Genomic DNA, 14,970 nt, shown 5'->3' on the forward strand with positions numbered 1-14,970 from the left:
GGGCACACCGAAACTTTTATCAACGCTTGGGGAGATCTGTCCTCTACATTTCCTGATTCCGGTCTGGTTAAGCAAGTCAGTTCGTTGAACCAAGAATCCCCCGATTTCTAATCGTGGGGAGTGTCAATTTTGCACATTCCAGCCGTTGGATTGGTCATCCAAGAAATTTTCCTCGATATCAAACCGTAAACCATATTCTTGAAAAGTTTGGAGGGTCGTCTTTTCATTGCTGACAATCGCCCAAAACTCACCATTGATATTGTTGCAACCGAAGATCAGATGAACCGAGCCATACCAATGCTCCTTGTGAATCCTGACATTATGAAAACACAGGGCTTCACCGGGTTTGAAGTGGAAATCTTTGAGCTGACACCAACCTTTACCGGCTCGCCAAATCCAGGTATCCTTTTTCAGACGAATCCGATAATGCCAACCCCATTGATTGGTCATCGCTTTCATCAAATCGGTGTGGATCAACCCTCGATCTGCTAGTAAGACGACCTTAACCCCTAAAGGTAAACGTGGGATGGCAAGTTGGGCGCATCTCTCGATAATCTTTGAATGCAACTGTGGCACTGGGATGTTCCATCACTCGCCACACTACGGGCAAGGCACGTCCCCGATGGACTACGACCAATCGTACCAGGCAGTACTTATCCCAAAACAGCGAAGTGTCCAAACTTAGATAAATACAATCGTCTTCCCAATCTGCTAAGGCTGCCTGGATCAAAGGTTTATACAATCGTTCGCGTAGCGTGGCCTTTTGGCCATGGATGTTAATCCGGGCATTATGCAGCCAACGCTGCATCCGACGCTGTTTGCTTTGGGCATATTGGCCGAACCATGGGATGTAGGGAATCCAACGGGTCAAATTTACCTCCCCTGTCTGGATCAGGGCAGACACCATCCATAAACAGGTCGTCAGGTGGGTCAGATGTGCCCACTCACAGGGTTGACCCATCCAGGTCTTCAAGGCATTATAGATTCGGGAGTTTTTTTCACAGCATTCCTATGGTATGAGTGGTTTCTGTCCTTAGAATGCTGGCTCCCAATCACTAATGTCAAGTCTTGCAACTCCTTTCCAGATAAGCAGTTGACCACTGTTGACTTCACTTTTTGTCAGTCAACCAGACATGATGCAGCATGGGGAGCATTCTTGGAAATATTGCAAGCAGTGGCGGTAAAACGCGGCTTGTTAGTTCAGGAAGTTAACCCACGTGGCACAAGTATTGAGTGTTTTAATTGTGGCTCTAGAGTTGAGAAAAGTTTAAGTGATTCGGCGAAGCCGACGCTGCGCGAACGTGTTCATGGCTGCTCTACTTGTAACGTCAGAATTGATCGTGACTGGAACAGTGGCATTAACATTTTGAATCGTGGATTATTGGCGGTTGGACTGCCGCTTAATGGCTGTGACAAATCGGCACAGGATGTCGTTCGCGTAGCGTCGGCCTCCGCCGAGGAGCAGCAAGTCTCATTCGTGAGATTGAGAAGCCCACATCATAATCTTTGATTTGATGTGGGGAGTAGTCACATCATCGGTATCGTTAGTCGGGTTAGCTGGGAGCTCACCTTCCCTTCAATCAGGTTTTGCTTCATGGTAGGGCATACCTTAATTAATCTTAATAAAATTTAACTAAATTTAATTGGTTTTGAGGGTTTCTCGATAGAGAGGGGAAGAGAAGTAAGATGGTAAATGAGTTAAAACAGGTAAATTAAGTAAATAGTTTCGCCTCATCCATAACGAATGGGTTTAGTTTTTAGCTAACTGCTGAGAGCTGATATAGCAATCCCTGTAGGAATTGAGAGAATTTTGCTCCCTGTTCCCTACTCCCTGTTCCCTACTCCCTACTCCCTGTTCCCTGTTCCCTGTTCCCTTTGCTATAGCTAACTGCTTAAACTAATAGTTCCAGAAACCTTATAAGGTTAAAAAAAAGCTTCTTTGTGCCCAAGTAAGTTTTAACAAACGCTTCTTTGTGCTCTGGTTTTACACCACGAAAGGGACTATAGGTAGATTCCCAACAAAAAAGAGAATAACCATAACCATAGTTTTCGGCTATTGCTATCTGCTTGTTGAGTTCATTGATGGGCTTAGGGCGATAGACTTCTCCACTGTAGATACCTACCGCTACCGGAACGTAATAACTAGCTTCTTGTAAACCAGAAGATTTTAGAGTATTTATTACTTCTTGGCTTGTCTTGCGATAAATTTGGACGATCACTTCATCAATCAAGCCTTGGCGTAACCAATACAACCAATTTTGAGAGTATTTTCTGTAGGAAAAACTTGGGGAGTTGGGAGAAAGAGATATAATTAAGTTAGGGTTAATTTTTTTAACCGCTTGGTAAATTTTACGGGTTAATTCTGTCATCACTCTGGCGTGATTTCCAAACTGAGTTGGAATGCCCCAATGATCGTCTAGTTGAATACCATAGAGATTGGGATAGTTCTTTGCAGCTTCAGTAAATAAATTAATGAAGTACTGTTGAACATCTGGGTGCTTTGGATTTAGCCACAGATGTTGATCGATAGCTTTTTCTCCTGTTGACGTCTTCAGGAGCCAATCGGGATGCTGTTTAGCAAATTTTGAATTAAGATGAAGCATCATGCCATGCTCATACCAAGCATAAATTTTTAAGCCTTGACGTTCACCTTCTTTGATGGCAGCTTTTAGGGGGTCGGTGAAGGGTAAAGTAATCCGGTTATTTTTGAGGGAATAGTTACTAGGATAGGTAGTTCCACCATTATAAACATCAACGTAAATTCGATTAAAATTCAGACCAGATAACTGGTGAAATACATTATCAGTTTGTCCTGTATAGGATAGAAAGTTGTTACCGACATGAGTTACCCAAATTCCTTGAATTTTATTGGTGCTTTTTGGGGTATGGCGAGGGGCAGGAATGATAGTGTTGACTCCTACCAGGACTACCACTCCTATTAACATCCAAGTTATAAATTTATTGAATTTTTTTATTAACGGAAATTTCATTAGTTAATTAGTAATTGGTAATAAGCTGTTCAGCATTTAAATTGGCATACCTAAATTACTCACAGGGAACAGGGAACAGGGAACAGGGAACAGGTAATAACCAAGTTAAATGCACATCAGCTTAGGCATTCAGCTATCAGCACTCAGCAGTCAGCTTTTGAAGCAAGGAAAACTAGGTACGAAAACTTAGGCATTTGGCTGAGGGGCACGAGTACATGAGTATTCATGGGACTTCCCTCAAGAATCACCAACGCCCAAATCACCAATGACCAATAACTAATGACTAATAACTAATGACTAATGACTAACGAGCTTCAATAGGAATATAGGGAGCATCGTGAGTGCCAGTGTAGACTTGAGTAGGTCTAAAAATTCGATTTACGGCTAGCTGTTCCTTCCAGTGAGCTAGCCAACCCGCAACCCGTGCGATCGCAAACACTGGTGTAAACAAGTCACTCGGAATACCCAGCTTCCGGTAAACTAAGCCGGAATAGAAATCCACATTGGGATAAATCCCCTTATGACCCAGTTTTTCTTCCACTGCTTTCTCCAACTCCAAAGCAATGTCGTAGTACTTGTCTGTGCCAGATTCCTTAAACAGTTGTTCCGCTAAGTTCTGAAGTATCGTTGCTCGCGGGTCTTTTACCTTATAGACTCGGTGACCACAACCCATAATTCGTTCTTTGCGCTGCAAGCGCTCCTCCAAGTAAGACTGGACATTGTCCACTGAGCCGATGGTTTCCAACATGGTAATCACTTCTTCATTCGCCCCTCCGTGTAACGGACCAGCTAGAGTTCCCACCGCTGATGCCACTACTGCATAAGGGTCAGTAAGAGTAGAAGCAGTCACCAGAGCCGAAAAAGTAGACGCATTGATAGTATGTTCGGCATGGAGGGTCAGGCAAACATCAAAGACATGAGCCTCTAGGGGAGTAGGCTCTTGCTCATTGAGCATATACAGAAAGTTAGCTGCATAGCTAAGATCATCCCGAGGGCGTATTGGATCGTCCCCTTTGCGCATCTGTTTAAATGCTGCTACCATTGTGGGTATCTTAGCCAACAGCCGAACCACGGCTTCGAGAATGTATTGTGGATTGTCTAGAGCCCGTTTGGAGTAAAACAGACCCAAAGCAGCAGCAGAGGCTTGTAGAGCATCCATGGGATGACCAGTTTCTGGAAAACATTTCATCATGTCCCGGATGCTATACTTGATCCGTCGGTGGAGGCGGACTTCCTCCTGGAATTCATAAAGTTCGTTCTTACTAGGGAGCTCACCCCAAATGAGTAGATAGGCGGCTTCTAGGAAAGTACTTTTTGATGCGAGTTCTTCGATCCTAATGCCACGATACTCTAGTATTCCCTTCTGCCCATCAACGTAGCTGATACTGGATTGAGCTGCTGGAATGCCTTCTAAACCTGGCTGGTACTCGCAAGCTATCATGTTATTACCTACAGAATCTTCAGTCATCTCAGGGTAACTTACCAGAGATTAGTGCTTAAGTCTTCCGTGCTACAAAGATTATTACTTTTTAGTGTAATGACTATATTATAGCAATCTCCAACAATCTTGATGAATTTGTGCTTGATGAATTTGTGCTCAAAGAACCAATCGTTATATTCTTCCCCCTCTTACCTGTCTTGCCTGTCTTCCCCCTCTTCAGAAGTTTTACAACTCCAATCCCCATTGCTATAGTAACCACTTAGGTGAGGTCAGCAAGAATAGCTCACTGCGACCGAAGGGCTTGCCAGTATTAGGAAGCTTTAACCCAATTACTCCAGCTTTTTTTAGCACTAGTTTTTGATTGGATACTCCCCACACCAACATTTCCGCCCAATTAGCTAAATCCGGTTGATGGCCAACTAGAGCTAAACGTCTTTGAGCATTAGTCTTTCGCCACCTCTGCTGTAGCCAGCTGAGCCATTGGTGAATGTCACCCTCAGGAGCGAGACTCTCTGACTCTTCAACCAATGAGGCTAAGCCAACATCTTGGAGGATAGCAGCGGTTTCTTTAGCTCTGACCAATGGACTAGTCAAGATTAGGTCAAAATGTAGCCCTCGTTTCTGGAGCTCCTTTGCTACTTTACTAGTTTTTTCATGGCCAATTTTGGTCAGTGGCCGCTCTTGATCGTTGTTGTAGGTGCCTCGCTCAGCGGCAATACCGTGGCGAATTAAGTAGAGTTCCATGGGCTGATTCAAAGGCAGTAGCTTAAAATGCGATCGCGCTCACTGAAAATAGTCGTAAGCATTCAGCTATCAGCCTATGCGCTACAGATGGTGCTACTTGAGGTGTTATCAGCCTATGCGCTACAGATGGTGCTACTTGAGGTGCCATCAGCTATCAGTTTATGGGCTATGCGCACACTAATTGATGTCCTTATGGGCATAGGGCAAGCTACACCGAACAGCTTTTGAATAAAACAGGTAATTCGAATAATGCTGAGTTACGGAAAGCACCTCAAGCAGCATGAGCCTTTGGCTCACGGCTGACCGCTGACGGCTGAATGCTTACAAATACTAATGAGTTCATAAGTTGGTATTAGTTAGTTTAGATCACAGTATCCTGGGGATTAACTAACCGCAGTAGTTTTTGCTTGACTTGGGTATCAAACACCTCCCACTTGAGCTTGGCATACTCCGATTTGTCATTAAAACTACTCAAGAATCCCGTCGGAATTTCAAAGCCACCAGCCATCATGCGCCCACCACCAAAGAAACGCCCATGACTGTCTTGACCGAAAGCTTCTTTGATAAATTCATCAGGGTCGAGGGTTAACTTATTGGTTCTCAAGGAACCAATCACCACTTCTAATTCTTGGTCTTCATCGTAAACAATCCCGTAAACCACAGCAGTGTGAACATTTTCTTCAGTAACTAAAAAGTCAGCAGCTTGGGGAATAGCATCCCGGTCTTCATAGCGAAGATAGCCCACACCAGCCATAGAGAAGTTATCTTGGAGAATGCGATATTTAAGCGATCGCTCAATCACATCCATGACTCGGCGAGATCGGGATGTTTTGAGTATAGCGTTAAGCAGTTGACTGTCGTAGAAGCGACTGAGATATCCAGCTGCCAAGAAATCCTCTTCCTGAGCCTGCATCAGCATATTAGTATCAGAGCGCACACCATGCATCAAGGCTGTAGCACATTTGATGTGTTCACTAATGCTACTATCAAGCTGTAGTAACCCAGCCTGAAGGTAATGGGTTAATAGCGTCGCGGTTGCTCTTGCTTGAGGACGAAGGTCAATAAATTCTGCTTTCAACTCCCCTTGACTAGTGTGATGATCAAAGATTGCAATTAGAGGAATATTGGCCTCGGTAACAATCGGTAATAGCTGGGTGGTTGTACCCTGGTTATCAATCAGCACATAGCCCTGATACACCGATAAATCTTGATTTTTTGTGGTCTCGACACTCCAGCGTTTGGCTGGTAAACCAGTCAGCTTAACCAGGGCAATGTTTTCCTGGTGAGAGAGGGTACCAGCATAGACAATATCGCATTGGATATTATACTGCTGGGCAATCAGCTGGTAAGCCCAAGCGCTAGAGAGAGCATCTGGGTCAGGGAAATCTTGTAGGATGATCAGTTGCCGCTCATGTTGGTGACGCTCTAGAGTCTCCTGCAACTGTTGTACTTTTGAATGTACTTTTGAACCTGATGTAGCCGACTGCCGCCTTTTTGTTTGGGAATTTCCCACGAAGGGATTTAGATCTTGAGTAGATGACGGTTGCGCTTTAGCATCAACCTGTTCTGAATCTAAGCTAGATGCACCACTGTTAAGTAAATTGTTAGTCATTAGTTATTTAGTCATCAGTCATTAGCCATTAGTCATTAGTCATTAGCCATTGGTCAACCCCCTTTTGGCTTGATTAGTCGTGGCATGAGTTAGCAGACTAGGCACCAATCACATACTTCCGCCATTCCTGATGCCGTCCAGTTTTTAAGTGTTTAGCAATTTCAAAGTGGAGACTACTATAAGGTCTCCGGGGTTGGGTTTGCAACATCATGTTGGCTTCTTTGGGGGTGCGATTCCCTTTTTTGACGTTGCAGCGCACGCAAGCTGTAACAATATTTTCCCAGGACTCACCTCCATGGCGAGAACGAGGAATCACATGATCTAAGGTTAAGTCATCACCACTGTAGCCGCAGTATTGACAAGAGTGACCATCACGGTGCAGGATGTTACGACGGGTAAGGGGAATCTCTTTGTAGGGTACCCGTACGTAATGGCGCAGTCTAATCACTGTAGGCAGTGGAAAATCTGCGTAAACGTATTTGCCGTTATGTTCGATACGCTCTGCCTTACCCTTGATCAACAAGACAACTGCCCGTCGCCAGTTGGTGATGTTGAGCGGCTCATAGGAGGCGTTTAACACCAGAACCTTACCCATTGGTGATCTCAGCTAGGAGGATTTTCCCAGATAGTAGCACAGGTTGCTCAATCTGGGTCGTTTTTCCATGGGTTAGTTTAATTTACCTTGTTGCTGAACTGCTGAACTAAAGGCTGAACTAAAGAAATCCGTCAAGGGTTCAGTCAAATATAGTTAGGTCAGTTACCCATTACCCATTACCCATTACCCATTGCTTTAGGACCTGTGAGCAGATAAGTAGTCATTTTCCCTTTTCCTTTGACTTCAAACGGTTCCCGTTTATCAAACCGGTACTTATCTTTTAATTTCTCATAGGTCCTAACTGTAACCTGAATGCTACCTGGTATACCCTGAGATTCCATACGGCTAGCCATATTTACGGTATCACCCCACAAATCATAGCTAAATTTTTTGATTCCAATTACCCCAGCCACCACTGGTCCACTGTTGATGCCAATCCTGAGACGGAAATTTTGATTCGTTTGAGCATTGTACTGCGCAATTAATTTTTGCATATCCAATGCCATTTTAGCGATCGCGTCCGCATGATAATTGCAGGGTTTTGGCAGACCGGCAACAGCCATATAAGCATCACCAATCGTCTTGATTTTTTCGACACCATGCTCCTCAGCTAGTTGGTCAAACTCTGAGAAAATTACATTGAGAATTTCGACCAGTTCGGTGGGAGAGGTTTGGGTTGAGAGTTTGGTAAAGTCAACTAAATCAGCAAACAAAACGGTGACATCTTCAAAACTTTCTGCCAGGGTACGTTCTCCTTTTTTTAACTGTTCTGCGACCGGTTGGGGCAAGATATTAAGCAGCAAAAGCTCAGCTTGGGTTCGGGCACGACGAAGTTCATCTTCAGCTTTTTTACGCTCTGTAATGTCGCTAACTGTGCCTTCGTAGTAGAGTAAATCACCAAAATTGTCTCTGACTGCTCGTATATTTTCCGAAATCCAAATTACCATACCATCTTTCCGATAGACTTCGGACTCAACGTCTGATAACGTTTCTTCTTTGTGGATTAGGGCTAATATATCGTCACGACGCATCGGTGCGAGGTAGAGTTGTTTCCCAATATCCGTGACTTGATTAATCAGTTGTTCTGGCGACTGATAGCCCAAAATACTTGCGAGTGCTGGATTAGCGGTGATAAATTGTCCTTCTGGTGTAACTTGACAAATGCCTTCATTGGCATTTTCAAAGATACTGCGATATTTATGCTCAGCTTCTTGTTTCTGCTTGATTTCCTGTTGCAGCTGAAAATTTTGTTCTTGTAGTTGCTTTTGTAAACGCCCGAGTTTCAAGTGAGTGTTGACTCTCGCTCTTACTTCTTCCTGCTGCACTGGTTTGGTGAGATAATCTACTGCACCGAGTTTGAAACCTTTAACTTTGTCGAGAGTATCAGTACGAGCCGTCATAAAAATAACTGGGATGTCTCTAGTTGACTCTTGAGCTTTCAAGCGACGGCAAGTTTCAAACCCATCAATTCCGGGCATCATAATATCCAGTAAGATTAGATCCGGTTGAGTATAGTTGACTTTCTGGAGGGCACTATAGCCATCTTGAGCGACTAAGACTTTGAAGCCAGAATTGCTCAACAACTCAAACATCACCCCTAAATTAGTCGGACTATCATCAACAATCACAATTACACCTTTATAGCCAATTTTATTATAGCTCTCGGTTAGGGTTATTTGGCTGGAATAGGAATGATTATTAGCTTGAGTTACTGAGTAAATATTCATAATTACATGAACTTATTATTGGTTTTTTTTCGCTAAGCAATGGCTAATTAATAAGAGCCCAAATAATCTGATATCATCTCACAAAAAATAAATAAGCCCTTAAAACTATAAACCTTAAAACTATAACCTTTAAAACTATAATAACTTATTCATGGCTTAAATCATCATTTAAATGGCTAGTTATTTTAAAGATATATAATTTATTTTTTAATAACTTTATATTTTTTTTAATCCTTTGATTGACCATGAGCTTCGCGGTCTTTTTTATCCATGTAATTCCTAACAAATTCCAGTATTTGTCTTTCTTGAAAGCCTTTTGATAATTGACGCAAGTTTTGAGCAAAGGGGATGAATTTATCATCCAACTGTTCAATCAAATTAGCTTCCTCTTGGATCCCTCTAATATCACCGATGATGGCGAGTTCATACAGAACGGAGATTTTCTCTGGCGATGGAGCTACAGGCATAACGTCTTCAGCTTTCTCTTCCTTAGTGGATTCTACAATTCCTTGTCCTCCTTGTTGTTCCTGGGAAACGTCTGGTAAATCTAAATCTAGCCAAAAAATACTACCTTGACCGACAGTGCTTTTCACCTTTAATTCACTACCCATTAATTCCGCTAAACGTTTACTAATCGATAGTCCTAAGCCTGTACCATTAACCTGACGGTCAGTGTTACCCACTTGATGGAATGGCAAAAATATTTCTGCTAGTTGTTTTGGTGGGATACCAATGCCAGTGTCTGCTATGACAAAGCGCATTTTTTGAGTACCTTGCTTTTCGGTTAAAGACCGATCAACGTTCAACTCTGAACACCCCAAATAACCAACTTTAAAGGTTACCCCGCCAGTATCTGTAAATTTGACAGCATTTCCCAAAAGGTTCATCAGAACTTGTCGCAGTCTTATTTCATCACCCTTGACAAATTCAGGCAGGGGCGAAAGGAATTCGTAACGGAATGAAAGGTTTTTTTGTTTAGCACTGATCACCACAATTTCCACAATACCTTCCAGAAACTTGGGAAACTGAAAATCTCTGACATCCAGTTCCATTTTTATGGCTTCGATTTTTGATAGATCCAGGATGTCATTGAGTAGGGTTAACAGATGCTGACCACTTTGCTGAATAATACTGAGCTGCTCTTTTTGCGTAGCGCTCAGATTAGGTTCCTCTTGGAGGATTTGGGCATAACCTAAAATGCCGTTAAGGGGGGTACGTAATTCATGGCTCATGTTGGCTACAAATTCACTCTTAGCCCGATTGGCTACTTCCGCGTCAACTTTAGCCTGCTTCAACGCCTGTTCTGCCTGTTTGCGATCGCTAATGTCTCGAAAAATTCCCTGCACAACTGTCTTGCCTTGCAGCTCTAAAGTAGTGGCACTAACTTCTACAGGCACCGTTGTACCAACTTGATGCAGTAATTCCAGTTCTTCTTGAAATACACCCCCTGCCTCCACATGTTGCTGGAAACTTTGGGAGTAGGCTTTGAATCGTTCTCGTGGAATAATCTGACTCTGATGCAAGCCAATAATTTCAGCTCTCCGACGGCCCAGCATCTGTTCCGCCATCTGATTGGCTTCCAGGATGATTCCGGTTTCCGCATCTGCCATCAGAATGGCATCACCAGCTGACTCAACTAACTTGCGATACTTCTGTTCCGCCTGCCGTAGTTTTGCCTCTGATAGCTTGCGTTCAGTGATATCTCGGTTGCAGAATATTCTACCATAGTAATCCCCACCACTCGTGAGCACTGGTGCTGAATAAAAGTCAAAAATACGCCCATCCTTGATTAAAAGTTCATCGTAGTTCGTTGTTTTGGGATGAGCTTGGAGATAGTCCACCTGAGCTAGAAATTCTTCGGGATGCTTCAGTTGAGAACTCACCTGCTTGAGCAATTCTTGAATATCATTGGTTTCAAACAATTGTTCTGGAGTCTGCCACAAGTGAGAGAAACGGTGGTTGTAGGAAACCACCCGAAAATTTTCATCAACCACTAAAATTCCATCAATGGCAGCTTCTTGTTGCGCTTTGAGCATGGCATTTGTACGGAGCACATCCTCCTGTGCCACAGAGCGCTCAATGGCAATTCTAGCTAGTTGGGTGGCTTTATCCGCCAGTTCTTGCTCTTCGGGGTTTGGGGTATGAGGTTCAGTGTAATAGGTTGAGAAGGTGCCTAGCACCGTCCCTTGAGTGGACAAAATGGGGATAGACCAACACGCTCTGAGATTGTGGGAGAGTGCCAAATCCCTGATACTTCCACACAGGGGATGAGTGGCAATATCCTTAACCATGACCGATTCTCGCCAATAGGCGGCAGTGCCACAGCAACCCATATATGGAGCAATAACCATACCATCAATCGCCTGAATGTAGGATTCTGGAAGGCTGGGAGCGGCAGTATGACGCAGATTAAACCCATTTTTGTCCACCAGCAAGAAAGCACACCTAATCTTGGGCAATTGCTCCTCAATCAACCGAGCTAGTCGGTCTAGTACATCTGGCAGCTTCTCCCACTGGGTAATCATTTCCAGGATACGATTTTGTCCAGCTAACAAGGCTTTAACTCTCTGGCTATCAGTAATGTCAGTAAAGGTGCCAACTAGACGAACCACTTCACCGTTATCATCTGTGATCACCAGACCAGTGGAGAGAATCCAGGAAATTGAGCCATCTGTGCGCAGCAGACGAAACTTTTGTTTCCACTTCTTGATGCAGTCGCTCATGGGGGAAACCCCCAAGACCGCGCTGCATCGCTGAGAACTTCGTCCAGTACATAGGTTATCTAGGATGGCTTTCACCTGATCTTGATCCTCAAGATGAATCAGTGCCAGTAATTCATTAATGGTCGGTCCATCTTGATCCAATGGGTAGCCAATCAGGCTGAGAAATTGGGGTGAGTAGTAATGATCATAGGTCTTCAGGTTGATTTCAAAGAGTCCGTTGGTGTTGGCTTGAATAGCCAGAGCAAACCGTTCCTCACTCTCCCTAAGCGCATCCTCAATGCGCTTGTGTTCAAGAACCTCCGCGATTAATTGTCGATTGAGCTGCCTCAGGGTAGCTGTTCGCTCTTGAAATTGATATTCCAGCCGTTCATTTTGGTAAAGGAGTGCGTCTTGAGCGTGCTTGCGCTCTGTGATATCCTCAACTGTAGCTTCGTAGTAGAGTAGAAAGTTACTACTATCGCGGATAGCCCGCACGTTTTTGGAAATCCAGATTATACTACCATCTTTTTGATAAATCTGTGCTTCAAACCCTGAAACAACACCATCTTCCTGTAGCTGTAGAAGCAAATCTGCCCGGCGTTGAGGGTCAACGTAAAGTTGGTGGGCAATATCGGTGACACTTGCTACTAGTTCTTCCGGTGATTGATAGCCATATATTCTCGCTAGTGCCGGGTTAGCACTGATATAGCTTCCGTCAGGTGTGGTCTGACAAATGCCCTCGACAGCATTCTCGAATATGCTGCGGTATTTGGCAACGCTTAAGAGTAACAACTCTGCCGCCGAGTTTCGTTCTGATGTAATCGCTGCCAAGAATAAAGCGATTGTCGCCATCAGTATCATGAAAACCTGTAGCAGGGGAACTGCTTCACTCAAGTCCCCGGTGCTGGCAAGAAACGGTCCGGTACCCAGACTGGTTCCTACAATGGCAATACTCGATACCATCAAGCAGCCTAGGGTGGTGAGGCGTTGACCAAATTGGAGGGTAGCCCAAATCAGCCAGGGAAATGTCAAGCAGGCGAGGGGATAGGTTGCCATTTCTGGCGCAATGTCCGACCCAAACACTGCCCAACTCACTGTCAACAGTGAAATCAGCCAGATAGCTGCCAAAATAATTTGCTTGATCTTTATGCTTGCTTGAGGGGTTAACGGTTGTTGGTTAGACAGTTGGAGGTTAGTTTGGGTTGACTGTTCAACCTTCTCAACCTTGGCCAATTGGCCACGCTTTCGGCAAAGCCGACGCTGCGCGAACGCGAACAACCTGCCAACCTTCAACTCCTTCACTAGGTAGCACCAAACTAAAAACACTGGTACTACGACTAAAACCACCATTAAGTCCCCTAACCACCATTTCCACCACATCCCCCCGAAATTCCTACCATCAAATTCACCACTCAGGTGTAAGTGAGTTAGACTGACAGTCGGAGCGATGAGTGTGGCAACCATCGACACCCCTAGGAAACCCAATACATCTCGTCGCCGTTCTAGGGAAGGACGAAGCTGCCACAACAGTGCCAATCCTATCGAGAGCAATACTGACAAGATATAGCCGAGAGCAGTGATTACAGAAACTGGCCAGAACCTCTGAGCCGACACAGTCCAGAAAAATTGTCCCCAAGAAACCGATGGCAAAACTCCTTGTTGTTCGGTTAACCACCAAAGATGCTCCCTTAGTAGTAATACGGTTGCTTGGGTAACTCCTGCGGGAGACCAAACTGGTGGTACTAATGTATTTCCTCCAATCAATCCATGGACTAAGTTTGCCAGCCCAAGGTAAACCAAAGTCAGTAAACCTAAATTGGTTAAGTGTTGCCAGAATCCTTTTGGGATGAAAATCATTTTGGGAATACGCCCAAAGATGGAGTTAGGCGAAACTAATCTTTACGCACATTGACATAATTTTCAATCCCTAAACCGGTAAATTCCGCAACTTTACAAACTCTTTTATTTTCTAGTTAGATTTTTTTCAGTCTCTTTAAATTAAAGGTTTTTTTGACCTAGAGATTTAGTTAAAGTGAAAAGTGAAAGGTTATGGGTGAAGGCTACCGACTTAAGCTGGCATATAGCGAAGGAGACTGGTAATTGTTCATTGTTGTTCATTGTTGATGGTTTTCCCTTGTCTCCCTTCCCTTTGCTTGATAAGAGGTAGCCTCGGTGAAAGAGACGACACCAATCTCCTCTCTTTCCCCTTTCTCCTTTTCCTTGTTCCTTTTAACTATCATCAAGGAGCCAAGGCAAGTGATATACCATTCAACTTAAACTTTCTATAAAGCTGAGATTTCACAGAATCCCCCTTACGCCATTGCCTAGGAGACATGACGCTGGCATTTTATATTACACCTCAGCTATTGAAGGTTTTTAAATCAGCGCACCCACATATTGTGCTTTGGTTATCTAAAAAACTTGTATGTCAATTTTCTATTCTCGTCGTAGGCGAGTAGGGGGTTTGTGGCAAAACATTAACGTAGTTATTTGAAGAAGAGTAGTAAGCGATGATCAACAAAGGTAATGTTAAGGTCAACAGCGCAATTACCGTACCCAAGACTTCTGCCCATCTATATGGGTGAGGGTCAGAAGAGTTGGCAGATGAGCCACTAATTTCCATAAATTAATTGAAATTTAAACTAGGTCAGTTGAAAACGACGATTAGTTGGGTCTTATCATAAACCCTACATCCTCTATTTTATCGATTTATTCCCAAAGGATTGTTTTCTAGTAAACAATCTCAACCAAATTCCAGCCCGCTTAACGATACTTTGCAAAAAACTAGGCTCAACAAGGTTACAGGTTGTAGGTTACAGGTTGTAGGTTGTTAGTTACAGGTTGTAGGTTACAGGTTATAACCCACATTCCCCATGTCAGTTTGTAGTATGCAAAGTATGATGTAAATCCGACCAACGGGTGATGGGGTGACGAATCAATTGCTCTACACACCGGATCCGACGAGCTGGGTTGTCTCCATAAGTAGAGACTTGAGATTTGAGCACCACCGGATAGGGAATCTCTAATCCCTTGATGTCGGTAGGATGGTCAATGCGTTGAGCAGGCAAAACCGGAATGCCAATCTCACGGAATAATTCTTTAGCCTGGTATTATAACAGATGCATGATGCGCGAACAATCCTAACCACGACGTTTCAAA

The 14,970-nt window shown here is 43.9% G+C and carries 10 protein-coding genes and 2 pseudogenes; 1 reads left to right on the forward strand and 11 read right to left on the reverse strand.

Annotated features, from left to right (window positions below; genetic code table 11):
* Positions 1-123 precede the first annotated feature (123 nt).
* Both F6K63_RS26530 and F6K63_RS26535 read right to left on the reverse strand, forming a co-directional pair.
* Positions 124-576, reverse strand: a complete 453-nt coding sequence (locus F6K63_RS26530; protein ID WP_287313533.1) for a hypothetical protein — start codon at positions 574-576, stop codon at positions 124-126.
* Positions 503-907, reverse strand: a complete 405-nt coding sequence (locus F6K63_RS26535) for a hypothetical protein (RefSeq protein ID WP_287313535.1) — start codon at positions 905-907, stop codon at positions 503-505. The genes F6K63_RS26530 and F6K63_RS26535 overlap by 74 nt, the downstream gene beginning before the upstream one ends.
* A gap of 225 nt (positions 908-1,132) precedes the next feature.
* On the opposite strand from F6K63_RS26535, the pseudogene F6K63_RS26540 reads away from it, so the two are divergent.
* A pseudogene (locus F6K63_RS26540) lies at positions 1,133-1,510 on the forward strand (zinc ribbon domain-containing protein); the annotation flags it as partial.
* A 382-nt stretch (positions 1,511-1,892) separates the two neighbouring features.
* Here F6K63_RS26540 and F6K63_RS26545 read toward each other — a convergent pair.
* From F6K63_RS26545 to F6K63_RS26580, 9 genes and pseudogenes are all read right to left on the reverse strand, one after another.
* Positions 1,893-2,990: a glycoside hydrolase family 10-like protein gene (locus F6K63_RS26545; RefSeq protein WP_287313536.1), complete on the reverse strand. Its 1,098-nt coding sequence runs from the start codon at positions 2,988-2,990 to the stop codon at positions 1,893-1,895.
* Positions 2,991-3,294: 304 nt separating this feature from the next.
* Positions 3,295-4,431 carry a citrate synthase gene (locus tag F6K63_RS26550; RefSeq protein WP_287313551.1) on the reverse strand — a complete coding sequence of 379 codons (1,137 nt, stop codon included), beginning with the start codon at positions 4,429-4,431 and terminating at the stop codon, positions 3,295-3,297.
* 246 nt (positions 4,432-4,677) lie between these two features.
* On the reverse strand, positions 4,678-5,175 hold the full coding sequence (gene sixA / locus F6K63_RS26555; protein ID WP_287313537.1) for a phosphohistidine phosphatase SixA: 498 nt from the start codon (positions 5,173-5,175) through the stop codon (positions 4,678-4,680).
* Between the two features lie 361 nt (positions 5,176-5,536).
* Entirely contained in the window at positions 5,537-6,787 is a 1,251-nt protein-coding gene (locus F6K63_RS26560) for a DHH family phosphoesterase (RefSeq protein ID WP_287313538.1), read from the reverse strand.
* Between the two features lie 97 nt (positions 6,788-6,884).
* Positions 6,885-7,382 (reverse strand): HNH endonuclease, encoded by a 498-nt coding sequence (locus F6K63_RS26565; RefSeq protein WP_008189673.1) that lies wholly within the window; start codon positions 7,380-7,382, stop codon positions 6,885-6,887.
* Between the two features lie 176 nt (positions 7,383-7,558).
* On the reverse strand, positions 7,559-9,109 hold the full coding sequence (locus F6K63_RS26570) for an adenylate/guanylate cyclase domain-containing protein (protein ID WP_287313540.1): 1,551 nt from the start codon (positions 9,107-9,109) through the stop codon (positions 7,559-7,561).
* Between the two features lie 227 nt (positions 9,110-9,336).
* Positions 9,337-13,668 carry a PAS domain S-box protein gene (locus F6K63_RS26575; RefSeq protein WP_287313541.1) on the reverse strand — a complete coding sequence of 1,444 codons (4,332 nt, stop codon included), beginning with the start codon at positions 13,666-13,668 and terminating at the stop codon, positions 9,337-9,339.
* Between the two features lie 571 nt (positions 13,669-14,239).
* Complete coding sequence (locus tag F6K63_RS38020) at positions 14,240-14,434, reverse strand: TLTLP motif-containing protein (protein WP_071986960.1); 195 nt, start codon at positions 14,432-14,434, stop codon at positions 14,240-14,242.
* A 310-nt stretch (positions 14,435-14,744) separates the two neighbouring features.
* Positions 14,745-14,894, reverse strand: a pseudogene (locus F6K63_RS26580) (succinate--CoA ligase subunit beta); the annotation flags it as partial.
* Between the last annotated feature and the right edge of the window lie 76 nt (positions 14,895-14,970).

It is taken from the genome of Moorena sp. SIO1G6, from assembly GCF_010672795.1.
GTDB lineage: Bacteria > Cyanobacteriota > Cyanobacteriia > Cyanobacteriales > Coleofasciculaceae > Moorena > Moorena producens.